The sequence below is a fragment of the Paenibacillus sp. ATY16 genome, from assembly GCF_003399985.2.
Classification (GTDB): domain Bacteria; phylum Bacillota; class Bacilli; order Paenibacillales; family Paenibacillaceae; genus Pristimantibacillus; species Pristimantibacillus glycanilyticus.
On the sequence record NZ_NMOK02000003.1, the window covers coordinates 24515 to 46461 of the forward strand.

Below are 21947 nucleotides of genomic sequence, written 5' to 3' on the forward strand. Positions count from 1 at the left end.
TCGGAAGTGAAACCCCAGAGAACGGAGTGATAGTTATGGAAGCTTCAAACGGGCAAGCCATTGAGAAAAATATTCCCGCATGGTTAACGATACTGCTCGCAACCGCATGCGGCATGATTGCTGCCAATCTGTACTATGCGCAGCCCCTGGTCGGATTAATCAGCTCCTCCCTCGGTCTGTCTGCCGGCAGCGCCGGCCTGATTGTAACGCTGACCCAGATCGGGTACGTTGCGGGACTCTTGTTTATCGTACCTTTGGGCGATATTGTGGAAAACCGCAAGCTTGTTGTTACCGCCTTGCTCCTTACCGCTGCTGCGCTGATCACTGCAGCGCTGGCAAAACAACCGTTTCTTTTCTTAACCGCTACCCTTGTTGTTGGATTAGGTTCGGTTGCCGCACAAGTACTCGTACCCTTCGCCTCCTACCTTGCATCCGATGCCTCGCGCGGACGCGTCGTTGGAAATGTGATGAGCGGTCTTCTGCTCGGCATTATGCTCGCAAGGCCATTATCCAGCCTAGTAGCTGATTTCCTCGGCTGGCATGCCATCTTTGCGATTTCCGCCGCAGCGATTGTTATTCTGGCCATTGTACTGGCCAAGGTGCTGCCGGTGAGAAAACCAACGGCAGCCACGAACTATACGGCGCTGCTTGGTTCCATGTGGAGGCTGCTGCGGACCACCCCGATTTTGCGCCGCCGCGCCCTGTATCACGCAACGCTGTTTGCGGCGTTCAGCTTGTTCTGGACCACCGTGCCGCAGCTCCTGGCCGGCCCTAAGTTCCATTTCTCGCAAACGGCTATTGCCCTTTATGCGCTCGTTGGAGTTGCAGGCGCAGTCGCGGCGCCGCTCGCCGGCCGTCTGGCAGACCGCGGCTGGACCAGACCCGCTACCGCAATTGCCCTTATAACCGTTATCGTCTCGGTGCTTCTGCCTCTTCTGATTCAAACCAGCTCGCCAGTCGGCGTTGTTGTTCTCGTTATCGCCGCTATTCTGCTCGACGCTGGAGTATCGGCTAATCTCGTACTCAGCCAACGCTCGATCTTCTCCCTTGGAGCAGATATCCGCAGCAGGCTTAACGGGTTGTTTATGGCGATCTTCTTCTTTGGCGGTGCTATCGGATCAGCTGCAGGAGGATGGGCTTACGCAGCGGGCGGATGGAGTGCGGCGTTATGGCTCGGAATCGCATTTCCGACCCTTGCCCTGCTGTACTTCGCTACGGAGCGGAAGTAACACTTAAGCAGTCAGGCTTTCACTTGAAGCCTGACTGCTTTGCCGAATACGGATAATTCGAGACTTTTCGTCCATTTCCTTGAAAAATAATCCATTTCCTCAATTGTGTTATAATGATAACCGGCTATTTTTAATCGATAACTACCGGAGGGGCATATGGAACGAACGGAACCCATAAATAAGAAAATACTTATATCGGCTGCGATTTTCCTCATCATCGCAATCGCCGGGCTTACCTATGTCAAATGGTGGCCCTATTATCTCAAAGCCATAAACGCGGCAACCGAGCATACCATTGGCTCGTCGATTATCTCGGGTAAGAATCAGGCTGCTCCCGATCCCTCTTGGCAATCGGCTTGGGACTATGCGAAAGCCTACTACAATTCGGTATGGAAGGCGGCTATCCTGGGCATTTTGCTAGGCTCGCTGCTTCAAGTGCTTATTCCTTCCCGCTGGCTGCTTAAAGCGCTCGGCAAAACGTCCTTCGGCAGCACGCTGGTTGGCGGCGCGGCTTCCATTCCGGGCATGATGTGTACTTGCTGCGCAGCTCCCATAGCGATTGGCCTGAGGAAAAAGAACGCCTCCGTCGGAGCAACCCTAGCCTTCTGGCTGGGCAATCCGACCATTAATCCGGCAACGCTTGTCTTTATGACCTTCGTCCTGTCGTGGAAGTTCACGGTGATCCGACTAGTGTTCGGACTGCTGCTCACGTTTGGCGTCAGCTATTTCGCTAACCGGTTCGCTTCAAGCGATAACCTCCCTGAACAGGTTGCGTCCGCCCCGGAGAAAAAGGAACAGGAGGAGCAGTCCGCCCCGCTTCTCGTTAGATGGCTGAAAGCGATCGGCAGCATGCTGCTTCACGTTGTTCCCGCTTATATCCTTGCGGTGCTGTTGCTCGGCGCCTGCCGGGCATGGCTGTTCCCAACCATAGGCGAGACCGCATCCAACAATATTTTGCTTATTCTGTTGTTCGCCATAGCCGGCATGCTGTTCGTTATTCCTACGGCGGCCGAAATTCCGATCATTCAGACGATGCTATCCTTCGGATTAGGCACCGGACCCGCTGCGGCGCTGCTGCTGACGCTTCCCTCGATCAGCCTTCCTTCGATTCTTATGATTAGGAAGTCGTTCCCTTATAGGGTGCTGCTATTTGTAGTCGTATCGGTTGTCGTTCTGGGGACTTTAAGCGGCGTTGCAGGAGTACTTCTCCTATAAAAGCATCCTATCTGGCTGCAATAAATAAACCACACCCTTATGGATGTGGTTTATTTATTGCCTGTATTAATCAGAACTAAGGATATCTTTAACATACAAAGGGAAATCTACCCTCAGGCTGGATTGGATACGAAAGGAGGGTCCCCGGTGGTCATCGTTATTTTTATTTTATACGCATGGTTTTGTATTCAAGTACTGATGAATCTGCGCCTTAAGCTGCCGCTTGCGGTCAACCTCCTTTTATTTTTGGCCATTGAAGTCGTTCTTACGAACAAGCTGACCATTAGCAGCCACAACCTTAAGCTATTCCAAATCAAACCGAATATCCCGCATTTTATCGCTTTGATTCTGCATAATGACTTCACCATAACTTTTATCCTGATTGCTTTCGCTAATGTTTTTCTCTTATCGTCAAAAACTAGCGTACGGACCGGTATAGCCGTCTACGCGTTTGGCATACAACTGCTGCTTGGTATGGAACTGCATCGGAATCAGGTTCTTATTTATAAAGAATGGAACTACCTCAATGAGTCCCTGATGATTCTCCTGGTCATGCTATATACCTTGCTATTCGGAAAGCTCTTTCAGTGGATGGCATCAAGAGAAGGATGGATTCGATAATGGAGTCAATCGTTTATGACCAGCAATTCAATAGCAATGAGTTATATGTTATCACTCTGATGACAGTTGGCTTCACCTTCTATCGGTTGCTGCCGCGAACGCTGTCTCCCCTGCAGACCATTTTTAATATGCTTATCAGCGTCACGTCAGGGCTTATGTTTGACCATACGATCGCAATACCTCCATTCGATTTGTACGATGTTGGCGACAAATCAAGCTATGAGTTTTTCGATTTAATCTCGTATCTGATGTACGCCCCGTACGGATACATGTACATCTATGGGTTTGAGCGTTTCCGAATATCCGGAATCGTAACCGTCGGATATATCCTTGCATGGGCGGTTATCGCTCTCCTGTTCGAATGGGTTGGAGTCAAGTGTGGCGTATTCCACTACAAACACGGATACTACATCCTCTACTCCATCCCCATCTACCTGGTCGTGCTCAGTATTCAGCTAGGGGCGTACCGGGCCGCTTTTTCCAGTCACCGCTGGCAAAAAATTAAAGAACCACATCCTGATTAAGGATGTGGTTCTTTTGTGTTACTCCTTCACGGCGCCAAGCATAATGCCGGATACGAAGTATTTTTGCAGGAATGGATAAACGACCAGCATCGGCACCATGGCGATAAATACCTTTGCCGAGTTGAGCGTCCGATTGGACAGCTCCGAGAGCTTCTTGTACTGCTCCGGCGTCAGGTTGGTGCCCACCGGAATATTGACGACAAGCTGCTGGATATAGGTCTGAAGCGGATAACTGGACTGGGTATTGCTCAGCACAAGCCCGTTGAAGAACTCGTTCCAGTGGTAGACGCTGATGAACAACGCTACCGCGGCCAGCACGGGGATCGAGCATGGGACATAGACCCGGAACAGAACCGACCACGGACCCGCTCCGTCGACAACCGCCGCTTCATTCAGCTCCTTCGGCAGATTGCGGAAGAAGTTCATGATCAGGATCACGTCGAATACCGGTACCCCGCCGCCCAGCACCAACGCCCAGATCGAATCGATCAGGTGATAATTCTGAATGGTAAGATACCATGGAATCAAGCCGCCGCTGAACAACATGCAGAAAACCAGGATCCACATGAATATATTGCGCGTTTTGAAATCCTTCTTCGGTCGTGCCAGCGGATAAGCCATTAATACCGTCATTAGCAAGGCGAAGCTTGTGCCAAGCACGGTACGCTGGATCGAAATCCAGAAAGCGTTAAAGAACATGCTGTCGTTAATAATTTCCTTATACGGCGTCAAAGAGAAGCCGATTGGGTAAATCGTTACCAGACCCGCGTTAGCGGCGGATTTCTCGGAGATGGATACACAGAAGGTGTACCACAGCGGATAAACGCAGCTTATAACGAGCAGCCCGAGGAGGATGATATTCGCAATATCAAACGCCCGTGAACCTAATGTTGTATTCCTGACCACAGCAGCGCCCTCCTCTTAGAATATCGTGTAATCGGCATAACGATAGGCCAGACGATAAGAGATATAAATCAGCACAAAGCTAATGACCGACTTGAATAATCCAGCCGCCGTCGCCAGCGAGAATTGAAGATTTTGCAAGCCTAGCCTGTAGACCCAAGTATCCAAAATATCTCCCGTCGAATACACAAGCGGGTTATACAAGTTATAGACCTGATCAAAGCCGGCGTTAAGCACGTTGCCAAGACTTAAGACGCCTAACAGGACGACCGTAGTGATTAGTGCCGGAAGCGTGACATGCCGGATTAACTGCCAACGATTGGCCCCGTCGATAGCGGCCGCTTCGTACAGATTAGGATTGACGCCTGTCAGCGCCGCCAGGTAGATAATCGCGTTATAGCCGAATTCCTTCCAGACGTCCGTGCCTACGATCAGCTGCCGGAAGATTCCCGCATCCGCCATAAACAGCTTGGGATCCGCTCCGAAATAACCGAAGACTGTATTTACAACGCCATAATAGCCGAAGATTCCGATAACAATGGTGGACATGATAACCCATGACAGAAAGTGCGGCAGATAAACAACCGTCTGCACCAGCTTCTTGTATCGCAGGTTGCGAAGCTCGTTCAGCAATATAGCAAAGACAAGCGGGACGATCAGATTAAGCACGATTTTGCCTACGGCAATAATTAAGGTGTTCCTGATTACGGTTTTACTGTCATTCAGCTGAAACATATACTTGAAGTTCTCAAGTCCAACCCACTCGGATTTGAACAGCCCGCTTCCCGGATTATAATTCTGAAATGCCATCAGAATCCCGAACATAGGCACAATACTGAACATGACAAGCCAGACCATACCCGGCAGCAGCATCAAATAATAGTGCTTCTGATGGCCTAATTTCCTCATGCGGCTAACCTCCTGTCACTCTAATGGATGAGAAAGCTTGCGAAAAGCACCGAAACGCAAGGTGCCTTCCGCAAGCTTTGCTTATCCTTATTTCTTCAAGAGCTCTGCAACTTCCGCCGTAATCTCATCTCCGCCTTGCGCTTTCCAGTCCTTCACGAACTTATCGAAGGAGTCGAGCGACGCTTGCCCAAGGATGATCTTCAGAACCGTCTCATCCTCCATCTTCTTCAGGTTCGCCCATTTGGTTTCCATCGTTGGCGTCTGGTTGTAAGTCACGCTGTAGACCTTCTTGTCGATTGGAGTTGTTGCAAACGGACGGTCACCGATCAAGAGAGAATAGAGCCGTTGGAAGTCGCCGAAGTTAGCCGTGCTGTAATTAGTCACGCCTAGTTCGTCATACGGCGGTTTAACGACGTCTCTTACTTTTTTCGCATCGGCATACATCAGTTTGTACAAGCTGTTCGGTACGTTGTAAGATTCAGGTTCCGTCTCGCCTTTCAGAACTTTCATCAGCTCGGTATACTCGTATTCCGTTTCGTTCGCAGCAGCCATTACGTTACGGAGCGGATACCAGCCCACCGCAACGGACAGGTCGAAGGTTGCTTCATCACGCACAAGAGCGTTGTTCATGATCAGAATGGCTTTAACCACGTCCGGCTTGGCATTTTTGCTGATCACGGTGTACGTGCTGCCCGTTGTTTTCATATGCGTATTCCATTTGCCGTCATCGGAGTAGACCGGATAAGCCTGCCAGTTGGCCGTCGGGTCGTTCTTGAAAGAGTCCCCGTTGCCGTAACCGCCGGCCCACCATGGTCCGAAGAAAATACCCGTCTGGTTGGCGTTGATCGGATCACCCGTGTTATCGCGGGTACCCACCTCAGGGTCGATAAGACCTTTTTTATACCAATCGGCCAGCAAAGCCAATGTTTTCTTCGTATTTTCGGATGTTGTGCCGTACGATACCGTACCGTCGCCATTGTCGAGCCAGTAGCCCGGATAAGCATCCATCGCGCCGAAGATCGGGTCAAATCCAGCCATATTGTTGGAAGAGACGAGGAATGTGGAATACGGGAACGAGTTTTTGGATGGGCCGGCAATACCAATGGTTTTGTCCCCGCCCAGCTTGTTATCCATAAACGCTTTTGCCGTCGTCTCGAGCTCCGCCAGCGTCTTCGGTACCGGCAGGCTGAGCTTATCCAGCCAGTCCTTGCGGATCCACATGACGTGAACGCCGTCGGTATCCACCGTAATGTTTGGAAGCGAGACCATCTTGCCTTTGTAGCTGGCGTTCTCCAAGGCGCGGCCTTCGGTACTTGCCATAATATCTTTCACCTGTTTGGAGGCATATTGATCAAATAGATCGCCAATATCATAGAGCAGCCCGGAGCTTGCGGCTTTCGTCATGAAGGAGCGGTCGTCGACCACCATGCCGTCAGGCAGCTTGCCCGATGCAATCGTCAGGCTGACCTTCTGCTTGAAGTCGTTGCCTGTAGCAGCCGTCCAATCCACAATGACGTTAATGTTGTACTTTTCTTTCAAGTAACGCGTATATTGGTTGTTGCTTACGCTGTCGCCTTCCGGCAGCGTTTTGTCCGTCGGGTCCACCACCATGCCGATGTGAACGTCAACGGGCTTAGGGAATTTGGAGAAGGCGAGGTCATCCCCGGACAATGCGGGACTCTCGGAGCTTGTTGCATTAGAACTTGCTTCAGGGCTTGAAGACGCTTTCACATTGTTGTTTGATGAATCATTGGAAGAAGAACATGCTGTCAGGCTTACACCTAGCAATGCAGCAGAAAGCATTAGTGCCATATTCCTTTTCATCTAACCCCTCCTAGAACTCTTCGTTCGTTCCTTGCTTACCCATTGTACAATGAAAGCGCTTAAAAAAAGTCGGACGGATGTGCCCTGTTTTGTGTTCAATCAAGAAACGGGGGTAGATATTTGTTCGATTAATTGTAATCAATCTTCCCCCCTACGAACTGCGCGCGGAACTCGGACGGCAAGAGACGGGTCTGCTCATAAAAAAGCTGGGAAAAATATTTAGAGTCGTTATAGCCTACGGCATGCGCAACCCACGCGATGGATTGATTCGTCTCGCACAGCAGGCGCTCAGCGGACCGGATCCGCTCCTGCTTCAAATAATCGTTAAACGTCGAGCCCGACAGCTTCTTGAAGCATTGACTGAAATAACTTCGGCTCATGTGCACGTGATCGGCAACGTCCTCGGCATGCAGCGTACCGGAAGCCTGCTCGCGTATGAACAGAACCGCCTTCAAAATGCTTGTTGTCGTATTGGTAAAATCGGTGGTTGCCGCCACCTGCGCATATACGCGTTTCCTGAAATCGCGCATCCATTCGACCGCCGAGCGGACATCGGCCGCATCGGCGCCTAGTTCGGCAGGAAGCCCAAGGTCGGTCTCGAGCTGAGATAACACGCGCATAAACAGCCCTTCCAGGCGACGGAAGGACACCTTGGCTTGCGCGGTCTGCTTGCAGAGCCGCTGAAAGACCGATTCATTATAAAGCCAGTAGTTAGCGCGCCATTCCTGCTCCAGCCCGCTCCAGCCCTCCTCCTCCTGCGTACGGCTGGTTTGCTCAGCGGCAGGTGAAGACGCGGGCTGCGATGCAGCTGAAGGCTGACCGGACGCTTCCTGCGCCGTCACGCCCGTCATCTGCTGCTGAATTCTTTTCAGAATCTGCTCGTCATCCTCCGATTCCAGACGCACCTTGGATATATAATCGAGCACTCCCATGCGGTAAGCGGTCTGCACATTTTCGAATTCCTCATGAAACGACAGAATGACGGAACGAAGACCCGGGAATCGCTGGCGCGTCACCTGAAGCAGCTCCATTCCCGACATGACGGGCATGGATAGGTCGACAAACATAAGATCCACCTCATGCTGCTCCATGAACTCCAGCGCCTTGGCGCCGTTTGCCGCCTCTCCAACGACAACCATGCCATGATTGGACCAAGGCATAATGGAAATAAAGCCTTTGCGCGCAAGCTTGTCATCGTCAACGATTAATACACGAATCACATGGCTCTCTCCTTTCGTTGTTCGAGAAAAGGAAGGGTTAACGTAACCGTCGTACCCTGATTGGGCATGCTATCTATACCCATGCGGGCTTTATGGCCGTAAGAGGATTCCAGCATGGAGCGGACGTACCGGAGTCCAATCCCCCAGCCCGTCTGCTGCTGGTCCGGCGTGTCGCGCTGCAGCAGGGCCAACGTCTCCTGGCTGAGCCCCTTGCCATCGTCGCGGATCGTAATGCGCACCATCTGCGCCGCCTCGTCCGGCACAACGCTGATTTCCAGCATACCGTTGTCGTCTAGGCCGTGGCAGACCGCGTTCTCCACGATGGGCTGCAGAATGAATCTTGCGACCGGGCTGTCCAGATAAGTCCCTTCGGCAATATCCAGCTTCACTTCAAAATCATGCCGCATCTGCTGCAGCTCGAGATAGGTTCTCATGACCTGAATTTCTGATCGGAAGGTCGCTTTTTCCTCGGATTTGCCCAGATTGTAGTTCAGCAGAATAATAAGCGAGGAGATAAACTTCTCGATTTCTTCCTGCTTATGCATAACGGCAAGCCAGCGGACCGAGTTCAGCGTATTCATCAAGAAGTGCGGGTTGATCTGGTAGGCGAGCTTTTCGATCTCCAGCTGATGCCGGCGCTTTTCCTTCTGCTCCACGTCCATGATGAGCTGCTGAATCTGCCGTTTCATAATGTTGAACTGGTCGAAAATCCGGTCGAACTCGTCGATACCCGTATGGTACTGCGTGGTGCCCATGTACCCTTTGCCAAATGTCCGCATCTCCTTCTCGATCAACCGGAACGGCCGGTTAATAAGCCGCCGCAGCACAAGCGTAAGCATAAACATCATTAGAAGGGCGATGGCGAGAATCCAATACATATGATTTTTCCACGTATAAAGCTCATGGTTGTAGTAAGAGACGGGGAGAAGCATCGTTATGTCATAGCCGTAATCGCCGGTCATCCGGTTCCAGACATAATCGTCCGTCATTCCCGATTGGCCCTTCAGCTCAAGATGCTGGCCCGCTTCAAACGCGTTCCCGTTGCTGCTGTAGGTTACGTTGCCTGCGGAGTTCGTGAATACAAGCGTGTATGGCATGTTCAAACTTTCGGTAACCGAGCTCATATCCGTCGGAATATCGGTCTTGGCTTCCACGTAGACAACAAGCTTGGTGCCGTCCGAAAAGGTAACTTCCCGAGTGACGGACACCACGAGATCATCGCTGAACCGGCATAAGGATTTATGCGGGGACTGGTATCTCAGCTCTCCCATACCGGCAACATCCGGCAATGATTCAAGCTTAAAGTCCGCGCGCACCGGCAGATTCGAATAGGCTGCTTGCCCGCTTGCTTCATTGTAGTACATGACCAGCTGCATAGCCGGGTTCGAGAAGGTTATTAAGCCAATGTTATAGGAAATATCGCGGGAGAGAAGACGCTGACTATAAATGTCCGCGGTGTACACATACGTCTCCATCAGATGGCCTACCGTGCCTTCCGGCGTCATCTGCTGGGTAACCTGGAGCAGGTTATTGTACATTTGGTTCTGCTTTGTCGTTTGCTGATACAGATCAAATGCCATAGAGGTTTTGATTTTATCGTGCTGCATCGTATAGATCGCATTGTAGGAGACGGAAGCCATTAGAATGGCGCAGCCTACAAAGCCGATGGTCAGTAACACCATAATGCGCTTGCGGAGAGAGGAGAACAAAAACCGGTTGCGCAGCATGGACAGGATGCCCGTTTTCCTAACATGAGCCGTTCCGGGTGACTTAAACAAGCGTTTGCCTTGCAACTCCATCACCTCACAACAAGTATGGGACAAGACAATATTCGATGCTTTATGAGTTTATCCTGCCTGATGCGGAGGAAAGCCGCAATAGGGAATCGTATCCAACAAAAAAGCCCTTTATCCGAATAGATAAAGGGCTTTCCTATATGCAGCGGGCTTGCTGCCCGCAATATGCTTTAAATGGTCGGGATGACACGATTTGAACATGCGACCCCCTGGTCCCAAACCAGGTGCTCTACCAAGCTGAGCTACATCCCGTGGAGCGGAAGACGGGAATCGAACCCGCGACCCTCGCCTTGGCAAGGCGATGCTCTACCGCTGAGCCACTTCCGCGTATGGTGCGGTCAAGAGGACTCGAACCTCCACGTCATTGCTGACACTAGAACCTGAATCTAGCGCGTCTGCCAATTCCGCCATGACCGCATTTTTCGTAACGCGTAATGAAGATTATATCCCATCATTCCCGGTTATGCAACAGTTATTTTTATAGGCTTCGCGGCTCTCTTAAGCGGCAATAAAGGCCTCCGCGACAGCCGAATGGCTGTCAGCGGAGCACCGTTTTATACGGCTATATGGCCGTTGTTACTTGTAGATCGTAAAGATCAAATCGCGATTGCCGCCGTTTTCGGTTGTCCAAGTAGCGCCCCCGTTCGTCGATAACCGCTCGAGCCCGCCGGCATACGGATTACTGTCGCTGTAAGCGAACCCATACTTGTTGTTTGTCGAGTTGTCGTCAAGCGTCTGCGGAGAGCGTAAGATTAGTCCGTACTTCTTCGTGGTGTCCAGTCCCGTCAGGCGCGGATATACCGCGTAAGGCGTCGCCGCTCCCGGAATATTGTTCGGATTAAGCGAAGCGCTGAACAGCTTTTGCACCGGATTGTTGTTGGCATCGAGCTGTACGATATCCAGATAATAGTTATCTTCCGGTACCTTGTTTACGTAGCTTTCGTACAGATAGACATCCAGCCTCGGCAGGCTTGATTGGGTTAGCGTAAACGTCTGCATCCTTTGAATACCCGCGCGAATGTCCGAGTACGTGGAGTACGAAACATTGCTATTGTCTTGATCTATGACGAAGCCCGTATTGCCGCTTACATTATAAGCTTCGATTTCATTAATAGACGGGATAAACCTGGCCTTGTTGATATACAGCCGGATTTTGGACGTGTTGACGGTCGGGAAGTCGAATATACGCCGGTCGCCAATCGTAAAGCCCTTCGTCAGGTTCACGTAGCCGGAACCGTTCCAATATTGCAGGACGTACGTATCGATCTGGAAATTCTGGCTGCCGTAAGCGTACTCGTTCACGACAACCCGGTTAACGCTTGTGCTGGAACCAAAGTCAACCTCGATCCACTGGTTGTTGGCCGTGCCGTTCTCCCCGCTCCACCTCGTCGCTTGGCTGCCGTCCGTCACCTTGGATGCCTCGTAGCCGGCTTGGGCGGACCAGGTTGACGATGCGGTCGCAGCCTTGCCGGAGGCAAGATTCGTTGCAGCCGTCGGCCAAGTGCTGGATTGCGCGGATACGCGCACTATAATCGACTCGCCGGGCTTCAGCGTCCGGCTGTAGCTGCCGGAATAAGTGCCAAGCTTTGTCTTGCTGTACAGCTCGGTCAGCGTATAGGTCGTGCTTGAGCTAAGGCCGAGATCGCTGAACGCTACGGATGCGGACTGCGAATTGTTCATATCCCAGTTGGACAGTCCAACGTATTTGTCGCCATTCGCCGCCGTTAAGTAGACCGCAGTCGGAGGATGTTCGAGCTTATGATAGAAGTTCGTCATCGACACCGGCCGGGCCGCCTTGCCGGCCTTCACCAGATTCAGCAGATCGGAGTTGAACAGCGTCTTCATCCGATCCTCCGATATGAACGGTACGTTGTCGCCTATAAGGAGATGACCGCCTCCCATTATAATGGCCGTGGACAGCAGCGTTCCTTCGTTCAGCGTGACTTTATTAAAGCCGTCAATCACGCTTTCCGGGAACAGCATGTCGGGGTCATTGTACGAATACAACGTACCGTTCGTCCACCAGGAAGCCGCCGTGTTAAGCGCTTGACGCTCGATGCCCGGATATGACTCCAGTCCGATTGTCGTATCGACGCCCGTCCTGCGCCCATGCGCGTAACCCGATGGCAGCAGCGGTGCAATCGATTCGTTGATGTAGATGTCCTGCGGCGCCGCGAGCAAGGTATCGCGCATGACCTGCATGCCGATCCGGTAGGCTTCCATCCCGTTCTTCGTGGAATCGTAGAAGCTGCCTTCATACATGCCGAGGTCGATGAAATCGAGCTTCACGTAATCAAAGCCCGGGTCGATATGCTGCGTCTGCATGATCCAACGCAAGTACGCCTGACCGCCGGGATGCGTCGCATCTACGATATACGTATTGATGTACGACTTGATCGGGTTGCCGGAAGCATCCTTAAGCGCAATGTCGCCGAACGTATACGAAGTTGTTGGCACCGTGTCCGTCAGAGGATCAAAGATCGCGAACGGAGCGGAGTATGTGCCGGCCTTCATCCCTTTGCTGTGCACGTAATCCGCGAAGTCCTTCAAATTCTGCACCGGCGTCTTGGTAGGCACACCCTTATAGCAGCAATCGAGATTCATGTAATTATAGCCAAGCGACTTCAGATGGGAGTAAAAGTAATCCGTTGTCGGAAGCATCGCGTCCGCCGTGCCGTAGGTGTAATACGCGTACCACGTGTTGAAGCCGATCGGCACGTCGCCGGTCCAATTAAGCTTTGGCTCGCCAACGGCGTAAGCCTGGCCAAACGTCTCCAGTCCGTCACGGTAGTCCGTGAAATAACCAAGGAAAAACTTATCACTCGCCACGGACGTACCGCTCTTTTTCCCGCCGGCGTTGTAGACCGAAAACCCGGTAAGCGGACCGTTTGCCGTGCTGGCCGGGGCCAGGTATTGCATGCTTTTCCACGTCTTTGTCGTAGCCGCGCCGGCGACAACGCCTTTCTTGCTTGTATTGTCGAACATGGCCGCCACCCAGTAGCTCTTGCCGTTGAACGCCGACCAAGTCTCACCCGCACCGTACGGACGGTCGTCGCCGTTCTGGCTGTTGCCGAAATCGTTGACCGGCGCTACGCCAAAATCGTAGTTGTTCGTATAAGGAGTTGTATAAATGCGCTTATCGCTACCTGAGCCGATGTCGAGATTATTGGCCGCGATTGGCTCAAGGAAGTCGATCGTCTGCGATGTTCCTTTGCTGACCGTCATATCCGAGAGGATATAGGAACGGTTCTCGTACATGGTGATGCGCAGCGTTATCGTGGATCCCGACGCAAGCGCATTCGTAATCGTCAGCTGCTTGCCGTTCGTGCCATAACCGTCGGTACCGGTTGTCGTCCAGCTTGCGGTCCGGGTCGCCGAATCGGTCGACTTATACCTGGTCGGGCTTCCGCTGATCGCATAGTCCGAGTAAAAATCGCTGATGAGTGTTGTGCTGCCTTCCTTAAACGTGCCTTTGCCCGTCGACAGGTCGTACGCAACCGTAATGGTCCCGTTGGTAGCGGTTACAATATTGCCCGTCTGAGAGATCGACACGGGTGCCGCATACGTCGTACGGGTGCCGACAGGCAGCAATACCGACAGGAGCAGCGAGAGAAGCAGTACAACCTTCATGCCATTCTTTCTCATTATTTTCCCTCCTAATGAGTGGTGATGAGCAGACAACCCTGCTCTCGCCACCCATTGTACGACAGTAGACCGACCAAAATAATCCAATTATTTGTGTGATCGATGTCCGCTTTTTTGCTTAGCCGGTATTCGGTTACGATTCGCCTCAGCCTTTGATCGCCCCGGCCGCAATCCCTTTGATAATGAAACGCTGCATGAACAGGAAGAAGACGATAATCGGGATAAGCCCCATCACCGCATAGGCAAACGCAAGGTTCAAGTCGCTGCTGTACTGCCCGAAGAAGAAGTATTGCTGCAGCGGGATCGTCCGGAAATCTTTGCTTTGCAGATACAATAACGGCAGCAAGAAGTCGTTCCATATATAGAGCGCGTTAAGGACAAGCACCGTCGCGGTCACGGGCTTCAGCAGCGGCATAACGATACGGACGAAAATCCCCGGCGTAGAGCAGCCGTCAATGCGGGCTGCCTCTTCAATCTCCCGCGAAATCCCCCGCACGAAGCCGGTAAAGAACAGAACCCCGGACTGGACGCCGAATCCGCCGTAGATCACGACGATTCCCCAATAATTGTTCAGCATATCAAGCGATTTGCCTAGCTGGTAGAGAGGCAGCATCGTAACCTGGAAAGGCACCATCATGCCGGAAAGAAACAACAGGAAAAAGAAATTGTAGAGCGGCTTGTTGCCGCGCGCGATCGCGTAACCGCTCAAAGCGGAGATGAACAGTATAAGCAGCACGGAAAGGACGGTGATGATTACGCTGTTCAGAAACGCGGTCGGGTACTTTGACGTATCCCAGGCATGAACGAAGTTGGCCAGATCCAGGGACGGCGGCAGCGCGTAAAAGGAATCAAAGGTCTGCTTCGCCGATTTAAGCGCCATAAGCACGGCGACGTAGAGCGGGAACAGAAACACGGCGGCAACCGCCGCAACGGCAATAAACACAAGCAATCGCGTGCTTCTCATTACATCTCCACCTCCCGCTTTCTGAATATCGTCACTTGCACGACCGTTACGATGACCAGAATGACAAAGAAGATCATCGATAACGCCATGCCGTAACCTGCCTTAAACGAGGAGAACGCGTTTTTATAAATAAACGTCGAGATCACCTCGGTAGCAAAGCCCGGTCCGCCGTTTGTCGTAACAAGCACGAGATCGAATACCTTCAGCGAACCGGTCAGGACGAGCAGCATGTTGATCGTCACCGACGGCGCAAGCAGCGGCAGCGTAACGTTGCGGAACACGCGGAGCGGCCCTGCTCCGTCGATGCGCGCGCTTTCCGACAGCTCGGCCGGAATGCCCTGCAGGCCGGCAATGTAGATAATCATCGGAGCGCCAATGCCCTGCCAGACGGCGATAATGATCAGACCGTACAGGGCGCGATCGGGATTGCCCAGCGGGCTGGTTACGTCCATCCCGAGATGGGCGAGCAGCCTCGGAAACCCTTGGCTGTAGTTATAGCTCCAGATGAAGCCGGCGAGTATGACCGATATAACGCTTGGCAAAAAGAAAATCGTGCGGAACAAATTCCGCAGCGGCAAATAACTGTCGAGCAGCAGCGCGAACAGAAGCGCAGCAAGATTGACAAGCAGCGTAAGAATGATCGCATATTTGAACGTGTTGCCAAGAACCGTCCACAGATCGGCGTCTTGGAGCGCATTCACGTAATTGTCCCAGCCAATATAAGTCAACTTGCGGGAGATGCCATCCCAGTTCGTGAACGAATAACGTATTCCCGTTACAAAAGGCAAGATAACGGCGAACGTAAACAACAGAACGCCCGGAACGAGGAACAGAACGTACCACATCTCGCGTCGAATCGTTTTTTTCAAACCTATCATCGCTTTCTCTCCTTTCCGAAAGGAACGGCATAGGCTGTACCTATGCCGTTCGCGTCGCCAATGCTCTATTATTTATGGTTTTTGGCAACCCAATCGTCGAGATCCTTAATGATGTCGTCTGCCGTCGCCTTGTTGAAAAATACTTTTTGCACGTATTGCGAGAACTGCGTCGTCCAGTCGATCGTTGTCGTAATATACACTTGCGAGTTGTACAGCTGACCGTTATCGAAGTAAGGCTTCAAATCCGATACGGCCGGAGCGATGTCAGCCGAAGCCCCTTTGACGTAAGTCAACGTCTTCACGTTTTCTACCCACGTGTTTGCCGCGGGAACGCTAGCCAAGTAAGCAAGGAATTTCATCGCGGCTTCCTTATGCTCGGATTTGCTGTTCACCGCTACGGAAGCGTCCGGATTGAATTCCAGCTTGTTAAGCGCCGGATCATTGCTGAACGGATACGGGAAGTAACCCATGCCGGTTGCGAACAGCTCCGGATTTTTCTTCTCGATGTCCGGCAGCGGCCAGGTGCCCATGTACATCATGGCAGCTTCTTCGCGGGCAAACATGTCGACCGCTCCGTTATAGTCAACGCCAAGCTGGTCCTTGTTGCCGTATTTGAACATGTCGAGCGCATGCTGAATCGTTGTCTTTGTGGCTGGATTGTCCGCGAACTTCGCTTCACCCTTCTCCAGCTTGTCGAAGAAATCGGTCTGCTTGTCTACGAGCACCGTGTTGCTCGGGAAGTCGCGGCTCAGCCACATGCCAAGCGGCCAGCCGTCTTTCCAGCCAAGCGCGAACGGCGTTTTGCCCGAATCTTTGATTTTTTGTGCCGCCGCGATAAGCGCATCGTATGTCGTAGGAATCTCGATACCGAGATCTGCGAAAATTTTCTTGTTATAAAATACGGCGATTGGCCCTGCGTTCAGCGGCATAATGTAGTTGCGGCCGTCCGTTGCTTGCTCGGCGAGCACGCCCGGATCGAAGGTCTTCATAAATTCCTGGTCGGTTAAGTCTTCCAGGTAACCGCCGTCTTTGTACAGCTTGGTCGTGCTGCCGGCGTTTAAAGTAAATACGTCAACGATATCGCCGCTGGCGAGCTTTGTCTTCAGCAGGGTGGCGTAGTCATCGAACTTGACCGGCTGTACGTCCACCTTAATATTCGGATTTTCCGCTTCGAACTGCTCGACGATTTTGTTGATGCCGTCCGTCGCGTCACTCTTGAAATGCATGAACGAGATGGTAACCGGTTCGGTATCTTCCGTTGCCGGCGCGCTCGCCGATTCCGTTGCCGAGTTGGCGGGCGCCGGAGCCGTATTAGTCGGGCTTGCGGCATTGTTGCCGTTATTTCCGCCACAAGCGCTCAGCAGCGCGGTCATCATGGCAACGCTGAGACCAAGGCCGAGTTTCTTGTTCATATCCATATCCCCTTTGTCTGATGTTCTCGGATCGAGCGTTCTCGTTCGTCCTGATGCTCAGTTTACTGATTGTCGGCGGCTGCAGGAATAAAATAAATTGGAGATGCGATGTTCAATTTTTTGCAGGCTGGAATTCTGGCATCGGCGACTCCCGGAATTCCGATGGGGTTTGCCCGGTAAATTTTTTGAATACCTGGCTGAAATACCGTTGATTCTCGTAACCGACCAGCCCGGCAATATCGCTTACCTTATGATCGGATTCGCGAAGCAGCTCGCAGGCCTTTTCCATGCGCTTGCGCGTTACATACTCAATGAAATTTTCCCCTGTTGCCGCTTTGAATTGCCGGCTCAGGTAACTCGGGTCCATATGATAGCGGGTTGCCATATCGATCAGTCCGACATCTTCGAAATAATGCCCGTCCAAATACGCCACAATCTCGCTCATGGGATTAGCCGCATCATTCGAAGCCGCCCTGGCGTGTATATGCGCCTCTATAGCCGCTGACAGCTCAGCCACGTAGGCGTGAAGCGCGGAGAGCGTCATCACGCTGTCAATCGCGCGTTGATCGGACAGCAGCAGACTGGCTGCGGCAATAGCCGGCCATTCGTTTCCGGCAGCAGCGCCAAGCTTGCGCAGCTCCTTCTGCGCGCTCCGGATGGACAATGATTCCGATATCTCCGCTTTGCGCGCAAACTCGCCAAGCATTCTGCGAACCGAAGCCGTTTGTCCGCCGACGATCGCTTGCTGCATCAGCTTCGCGTCGAAGCCGCCGAACATCTCGCCGCGCTCCCGCAGCTCCCGCGGCGTATCGGCCGCTTTTACCACGAACTCGCTTCCACGCAGCGGGCTGCCGTAAAGACGCTCGCTCGCTTCCTCAAAAGCCTCCGGCAATTGGTCCAGTCGTTCGCGCGGATCGCTTAGTCCAACAACGGCATATAGCTGCAGCATGCGGCTCGTTGTCTCGTGGAAGGGAAGCAGCAGCTCCCGCACGGTCCCGCCGTCCATAGCCTGCTCTGACAACAGCAGGCAAAGACGCTGACGGTCGTCCGATTTGAAAACGTATAGCGGCGCGCCGCTCGTCCATTCGTTCATCATATTTTCGATGCTGAACATAAGCAGGTCCGCATTGCCGTTGAACTTGGTATCCGAGAGCTCGCGGAATCTTCGAAACATGCAGACGGCAAGCCGATAGCGGCCTATAGGCGGACTCGTGAGAAGCTCCGCTGCTTGGGAGACGATATCGGCGTTGCCCACTATTCGCCGTCCCGTCACGTTTTGCAGAAACGTCTCGGTACGCAGCTTGCGCATCTCGCTTGCGAATTGCTGGCGCTGCTCGACGCTCATATGACTGCGGCTGGCCTGTATCGCTTTGACCATGGCATCCTTCAGGTCTGCATGAGACACCGGCTTCAGCACGTATTCGCATGCCTGGTAGGCAACGGCCGCTTTCATATATTCGAATTGCGAGTGACCGCTGATTACGACAACCTTAATATGGTTGTACCGGTGATACAATTGCTCGAGGAACTGCTGGCCGTTCATGACCGGCATATTCATGTCCGTTACGATGATATGGGGCTTGCTGACCGGAATGAGCTCCAGCGCTTCCGCGCCGTTTCGGGCTTCCGCGACAACCTCGACATCCATCTGCAGCTCATCAATCATTTTGCCAACCGATTTGCGCCCCCATGGCTCATCATCAACGACCATTACCTTAAACATGAGATTCTCCCCGCTTTCTGCATGGAATTCGGATACGAATAACCGTTCCTTCGCCCAGCTTGCTGTCCAATTCGAGGCCATACGAATCGCCGTATGCAAGCCGTATGCGCTCGTGAACGTTTTTCAACCCAATCGAGACCCCCGAGAATACTTCCATCGACTTCTTCTCCATATCGCTGCGCAGCTCCGCCAGCTTGGTTGGCGCTATGCCCGGACCGTTGTCGCTGACGGACAATAAGATTGTCCCTTCGTCCGTTTCAGCCCTGACCCGAATGAGCAGCTGCCCGTCATCCGGCCCGCCAAGCGCATGTATGACCGCGTTTTCTATAATAGGCTGCATAACGAAACGAATCGTGGAGACTTCCATTAACGACTCGGGCACGTCAAACTCCATGCGCAGCGACTCCTCAAACCGAAACTGCTGAATATACAAATAGTTGCCGACATGCGCCAGCTCCTGCCGGATTGTAGACTCCGTATTCCCCTCATAGAAGCTGTAGCGGAACAAGTCGCCAAGAGAACGGCACATCTCCGGAATTTCATAATCTCCGATCAGCACCGCCTTGCCGCCAATCGTTTGAAGCGTATTGTACAAGAAGTGCGGGTTAATCTGCATTTGCAGAGCAAGCAGCTGAGCCTCTTTGTTCCGAAGCTGCATCTGGTAACGCTGCTCGATCAGCTCCCGTATTTTTTCCGTCATGAAGTTGAAGCTTCGGGTCAGCTCGGATATGTCATCCCGGTAACGGTACGGCTGTGACAGCGTGACGTGGAAGTTGCCGTTGCGCACCTTTTTCATCGCCTGGCCAAGCCGTTTAATCGGTCGTGTCAAATACTGCTGGGCAAAGAGCGACAGCAGCGAAATGCACACAACCGCAAATACCAAGGCCCCGATTGCGATCAGAAGCGTATTGTTGCGATGGCGGGCCAGCTCTTCGTTCGGATAAATGATGGTTAGCGTGGAGTTCCCGTTATCCAGATAAGAGGTGCTGACGAGCAGATCCTGGCGCTGCTCGAATCGAAGCTCCTTCGGCTTCTTTTTCAGCTTGGCATCCGGCATGTCGAATGAAGGTACAATACCATCGTATTTGTCGCTCGTATGGTAGAAGGTTTCTCCCCTGGAGTTGCGCAGCACGATTACATTCGGATACTGGTTATTCGCCTCGATCACTTTAGCGAGCTCTTTGACCTGAATGTAAAAAACAAGCGTGCCGATTTTACTATGGTAGAACGGGTCATAGATCGTAATGGCAAATACGAAAAAATCCTGCTTAAACGAAGAATCCCTGTAGGAAAAGGAGAGTGAGTTCTGAAACGGCAAATCGAGCATGTCCTCGTAATGGGGGATGCTCTCGTTAAAAGGGATAGAATCATAACTGGCCGCTCTCGACCAAAAGTCCTTCAGCTTATTGTCCTTGCCAAAGATCATGACTTTAATGACGGTATCCTTGTTCTTATTGGAGACAAGCGCATAGTAGCTCTTCAGCGACTCGCCAAGAGCAAAGAAATCCTCGTCGTTCATGTTACGGCCGTGCTCCATCAAATTCATGACACGGGGGAAGCCGTACACCTGCAGGGCTGAAGAGGACAGATCTCGAAAGTATTGATTCAAATAGCCTGCTACATATTGCGCATTCTGGCTGGTGCTGCGGTACATCGTACGTTCCAGCGATTTCGTGCTTGATTCGTAAAAAAGATAAGACAGCACAAGCATCGGGACGAGAGACGTGATTACGCTGCTCCAAACAATCTTTGTCCGAATACTCCGGTTGACGAAAAGCCACTTGATTACCTTCATGGCAGCGGGCCTTCCTGACTCTTATCCGCCGGAAAGACGGAGTCATCCATTACTGCAACTATTCGGACCTTATCCTCTGTCCGTAATTTTTGACCAACCTGTGTAGAGCTCGTCCAACCGATCATGCTACCCCTCGCTTTTTATGAAATCGATGCCAAATGGTGATGATGCATTATACCGTCTGGGCAAAATACCTGCAATTCAATTTATCGTTAATTCCATGTTCAATTTTTTGACGGATATAACTAGGCTCCATATCCTTTCGGAAAAACAAAAAAGAGCCTTGCTAAGCAAGGCTCCGTAATTTCAAATCATATGGTGCGGTTGATGGGACTTGAACCCATACGCCCGGTGGGCACTACCCCCTCAAGATAGCGTGTCTGCCGTTCCACCACAACCGCAAAAAGCAAGGTAAAGTGAGCCATGAAGGACTCGAACCTTCGACACCCTGATTAAAAGTCAGGTGCTCTACCAACTGAGCTAATGGCTCTCAAATAAAAAATGGTGGAGGGTGATGGATTCGAACCACCGAACCGTTAGGAAGAGATTTACAGTCTCCCGCGTTTGGCCACTTCGCTAACCCTCCGTGAAAATGGTGCCGGCGATAGGAGTCGAACCCACGACCTACTGATTACAAGTCAGTTGCTCTACCAACTGAGCTACACCGGCATATTAACTTTTCCAACCATCTAAAATGGTGGCTCGGGACGGAATCGAACCGCCGACACGAGGATTTTCAGTCCTCTGCTCTACCAACTGAGCTACCGAGCCTGATGTTTGATTAAATGGCGGAGCTGACGGGATTCGAACCCGCGGTCTCCTGCGTGACAGGCAGGCATGTTAGGCCTCTACACCACAGCTCCACATCGAATTCTCGGTAAAAAACCGAAGATAAAGTTTTGGTTGCGGGGGCAGGATTTGAACCTGCGGCCTTCGGGTTATGAGCCCGACGAGCTACCGAGCTGCTCCACCCCGCGTCATTTTAAACATATATGGTGGAGGCTGAGGGGATCGAACCCCCGACCCTCTGCTTGTAAGGCAGATGCTCTCCCAGCTGAGCTAAGCCTCCATATTGTGTAATTCCGGGTTCCCCGAAAAGTAATCTTAAAAACCTTCGAAGTGTAACTTCACTTTGTGGGGTAAAATTGGTGACCCGTAGGGGATTCGAACCCCTGTTACCTCCGTGAAAGGGAGGTGTCTTAACCCCTTGACCAACGGGCCTTGATAATTACGTAGCAAACAGCTATGTAAGAAAAAATTATGGCAGAGAGGAAGGGATTCGAACCCTC

The 21947-nt window shown here is 52.1% G+C and carries 15 protein-coding genes and 12 tRNA genes; 4 read left to right on the plus strand and 23 right to left on the minus strand.

The features are described 5' to 3' along the window. The first annotated feature begins 35 nt into the window (after positions 1-35). From CFI03_RS02830 to CFI03_RS02845, 4 genes are all read left to right on the plus strand, one after another. Entirely contained in the window at positions 36-1229 is a 1194-nt protein-coding gene (locus tag CFI03_RS02830) for an MFS transporter (protein WP_248756425.1), read from the plus strand. A gap of 156 nt (positions 1230-1385) precedes the next feature. Continuing rightward, complete coding sequence (locus CFI03_RS02835) at positions 1386-2444, plus strand: permease (protein WP_248756426.1); 1059 nt, start codon at positions 1386-1388, stop codon at positions 2442-2444. A 147-nt stretch (positions 2445-2591) separates the two neighbouring features. Next, positions 2592-3065: a hypothetical protein gene (locus CFI03_RS02840; RefSeq protein WP_248756427.1), complete on the plus strand. Its 474-nt coding sequence runs from the start codon at positions 2592-2594 to the stop codon at positions 3063-3065. Next, entirely contained in the window at positions 3065-3589 is a 525-nt protein-coding gene (locus CFI03_RS02845; RefSeq protein WP_248756428.1) for a hypothetical protein, read from the plus strand. Before CFI03_RS02840 ends, CFI03_RS02845 begins: the two co-directional genes overlap by 1 nt. Before the next feature lie 18 nt (positions 3590-3607). Here CFI03_RS02845 and CFI03_RS02850 read toward each other — a convergent pair whose 3' ends face one another. From CFI03_RS02850 to CFI03_RS02960, 23 genes are all read right to left on the minus strand, one after another. Continuing rightward, a complete protein-coding gene (locus tag CFI03_RS02850) occupies positions 3608-4495 on the minus strand; it encodes a carbohydrate ABC transporter permease (RefSeq protein ID WP_127498350.1) in 888 nt (295 codons plus the stop codon). Between the two features lie 15 nt (positions 4496-4510). Continuing rightward, positions 4511-5401, minus strand: coding sequence for an ABC transporter permease (locus tag CFI03_RS02855; protein WP_248756429.1), 891 nt, complete (start codon positions 5399-5401; stop codon positions 4511-4513). Positions 5402-5488: 87 nt separating this feature from the next. Beyond that, a complete protein-coding gene (locus CFI03_RS02860) occupies positions 5489-7225 on the minus strand; it encodes an extracellular solute-binding protein (protein WP_127498354.1) in 1737 nt (578 codons plus the stop codon). A gap of 128 nt (positions 7226-7353) precedes the next feature. Then, positions 7354-8445, minus strand: a complete 1092-nt coding sequence (locus CFI03_RS31270; RefSeq protein WP_127498356.1) for a response regulator transcription factor — start codon at positions 8443-8445, stop codon at positions 7354-7356. Beyond that, complete coding sequence (locus tag CFI03_RS02870) at positions 8442-10238, minus strand: sensor histidine kinase (protein WP_248756430.1); 1797 nt, start codon at positions 10236-10238, stop codon at positions 8442-8444. Before CFI03_RS02870 ends, CFI03_RS31270 begins: the two co-directional genes overlap by 4 nt. A gap of 178 nt (positions 10239-10416) precedes the next feature. Then, positions 10417-10493: transfer RNA gene (locus tag CFI03_RS02875), tRNA-Pro, on the minus strand. Next, positions 10494-10568: transfer RNA gene (locus tag CFI03_RS02880), tRNA-Gly, on the minus strand. It lies immediately after the preceding tRNA gene. A 3-nt stretch (positions 10569-10571) separates the two neighbouring features. After that, positions 10572-10658, minus strand: a tRNA-Leu gene (locus CFI03_RS02885). Positions 10659-10817: 159 nt separating this feature from the next. Continuing rightward, positions 10818-13886, minus strand: a complete 3069-nt coding sequence (locus tag CFI03_RS02890) for a discoidin domain-containing protein (protein ID WP_248756431.1) — start codon at positions 13884-13886, stop codon at positions 10818-10820. 145 nt (positions 13887-14031) lie between these two features. Beyond that, positions 14032-14850: a carbohydrate ABC transporter permease gene (locus CFI03_RS02895; RefSeq protein WP_248756432.1), complete on the minus strand. Its 819-nt coding sequence runs from the start codon at positions 14848-14850 to the stop codon at positions 14032-14034. Further along, complete coding sequence (locus tag CFI03_RS02900; RefSeq protein WP_248756433.1) at positions 14850-15728, minus strand: carbohydrate ABC transporter permease; 879 nt, start codon at positions 15726-15728, stop codon at positions 14850-14852. Before CFI03_RS02900 ends, CFI03_RS02895 begins: the two co-directional genes overlap by 1 nt. Positions 15729-15796: 68 nt before the next feature. Then, on the minus strand, positions 15797-17140 hold the full coding sequence (locus CFI03_RS02905) for an ABC transporter substrate-binding protein (RefSeq protein WP_248756434.1): 1344 nt from the start codon (positions 17138-17140) through the stop codon (positions 15797-15799). A gap of 112 nt (positions 17141-17252) precedes the next feature. Next, positions 17253-18863 carry a response regulator transcription factor gene (locus CFI03_RS02910; RefSeq protein ID WP_248756435.1) on the minus strand — a complete coding sequence of 537 codons (1611 nt, stop codon included), beginning with the start codon at positions 18861-18863 and terminating at the stop codon, positions 17253-17255. After that, positions 18856-20658, minus strand: a complete 1803-nt coding sequence (locus tag CFI03_RS02915; protein ID WP_248756436.1) for a sensor histidine kinase — start codon at positions 20656-20658, stop codon at positions 18856-18858. Before CFI03_RS02915 ends, CFI03_RS02910 begins: the two co-directional genes overlap by 8 nt. A 316-nt stretch (positions 20659-20974) precedes the next feature. Further along, positions 20975-21059, minus strand: a tRNA-Leu gene (locus CFI03_RS02920). A gap of 16 nt (positions 21060-21075) precedes the next feature. Further along, positions 21076-21148 (minus strand) — tRNA-Lys (locus tag CFI03_RS02925). A 12-nt stretch (positions 21149-21160) separates the two neighbouring features. Beyond that, positions 21161-21244: transfer RNA gene (locus CFI03_RS02930), tRNA-Tyr, on the minus strand. Between the two features lie 7 nt (positions 21245-21251). After that, positions 21252-21327, minus strand: a tRNA-Thr gene (locus tag CFI03_RS02935). Positions 21328-21353: 26 nt separating this feature from the next. Continuing rightward, positions 21354-21429: transfer RNA gene (locus CFI03_RS02940), tRNA-Phe, on the minus strand. Positions 21430-21444: 15 nt separating this feature from the next. After that, a tRNA-Asp gene (locus CFI03_RS02945) sits at positions 21445-21521 on the minus strand. 37 nt (positions 21522-21558) lie between these two features. Beyond that, positions 21559-21635, minus strand: a tRNA-Met gene (locus CFI03_RS02950). Between the two features lie 16 nt (positions 21636-21651). Continuing rightward, positions 21652-21727 (minus strand) — tRNA-Val (locus CFI03_RS02955). A gap of 77 nt (positions 21728-21804) precedes the next feature. Further along, positions 21805-21879: transfer RNA gene (locus CFI03_RS02960), tRNA-Glu, on the minus strand. Between the last annotated feature and the right edge of the window lie 68 nt (positions 21880-21947).

Coding starts and splice junctions, on each gene's coding strand:
- CFI03_RS02830 (WP_248756425.1), top strand. CDS start 36: ATGGAAGCTTCAAACGGGCAAGCCATTGAGAAAAATATTCCCGCATGG.
- CFI03_RS02835 (WP_248756426.1), top strand. CDS start 1,386: ATGGAACGAACGGAACCCATAAATAAGAAAATACTTATATCGGCTGCG.
- CFI03_RS02845 (WP_248756428.1), top strand. CDS start 3,065: ATGGAGTCAATCGTTTATGACCAGCAATTCAATAGCAATGAGTTATAT.
- CFI03_RS02855 (WP_248756429.1), bottom strand. CDS start 5,401: ATGAGGAAATTAGGCCATCAGAAGCACTATTATTTGATGCTGCTGCCG.
- CFI03_RS02860 (WP_127498354.1), bottom strand. CDS start 7,225: ATGAAAAGGAATATGGCACTAATGCTTTCTGCTGCATTGCTAGGTGTA.
- CFI03_RS02890 (WP_248756431.1), bottom strand. CDS start 13,886: ATGAGAAAGAATGGCATGAAGGTTGTACTGCTTCTCTCGCTGCTCCTG.
- CFI03_RS02895 (WP_248756432.1), bottom strand. CDS start 14,850: ATGAGAAGCACGCGATTGCTTGTGTTTATTGCCGTTGCGGCGGTTGCC.
- CFI03_RS02900 (WP_248756433.1), bottom strand. CDS start 15,728: ATGATAGGTTTGAAAAAAACGATTCGACGCGAGATGTGGTACGTTCTG.
- CFI03_RS02905 (WP_248756434.1), bottom strand. CDS start 17,140: ATGAACAAGAAACTCGGCCTTGGTCTCAGCGTTGCCATGATGACCGCG.
- CFI03_RS02910 (WP_248756435.1), bottom strand. CDS start 18,863: ATGTTTAAGGTAATGGTCGTTGATGATGAGCCATGGGGGCGCAAATCG.
- CFI03_RS02915 (WP_248756436.1), bottom strand. CDS start 20,658: ATGAAGGTAATCAAGTGGCTTTTCGTCAACCGGAGTATTCGGACAAAG.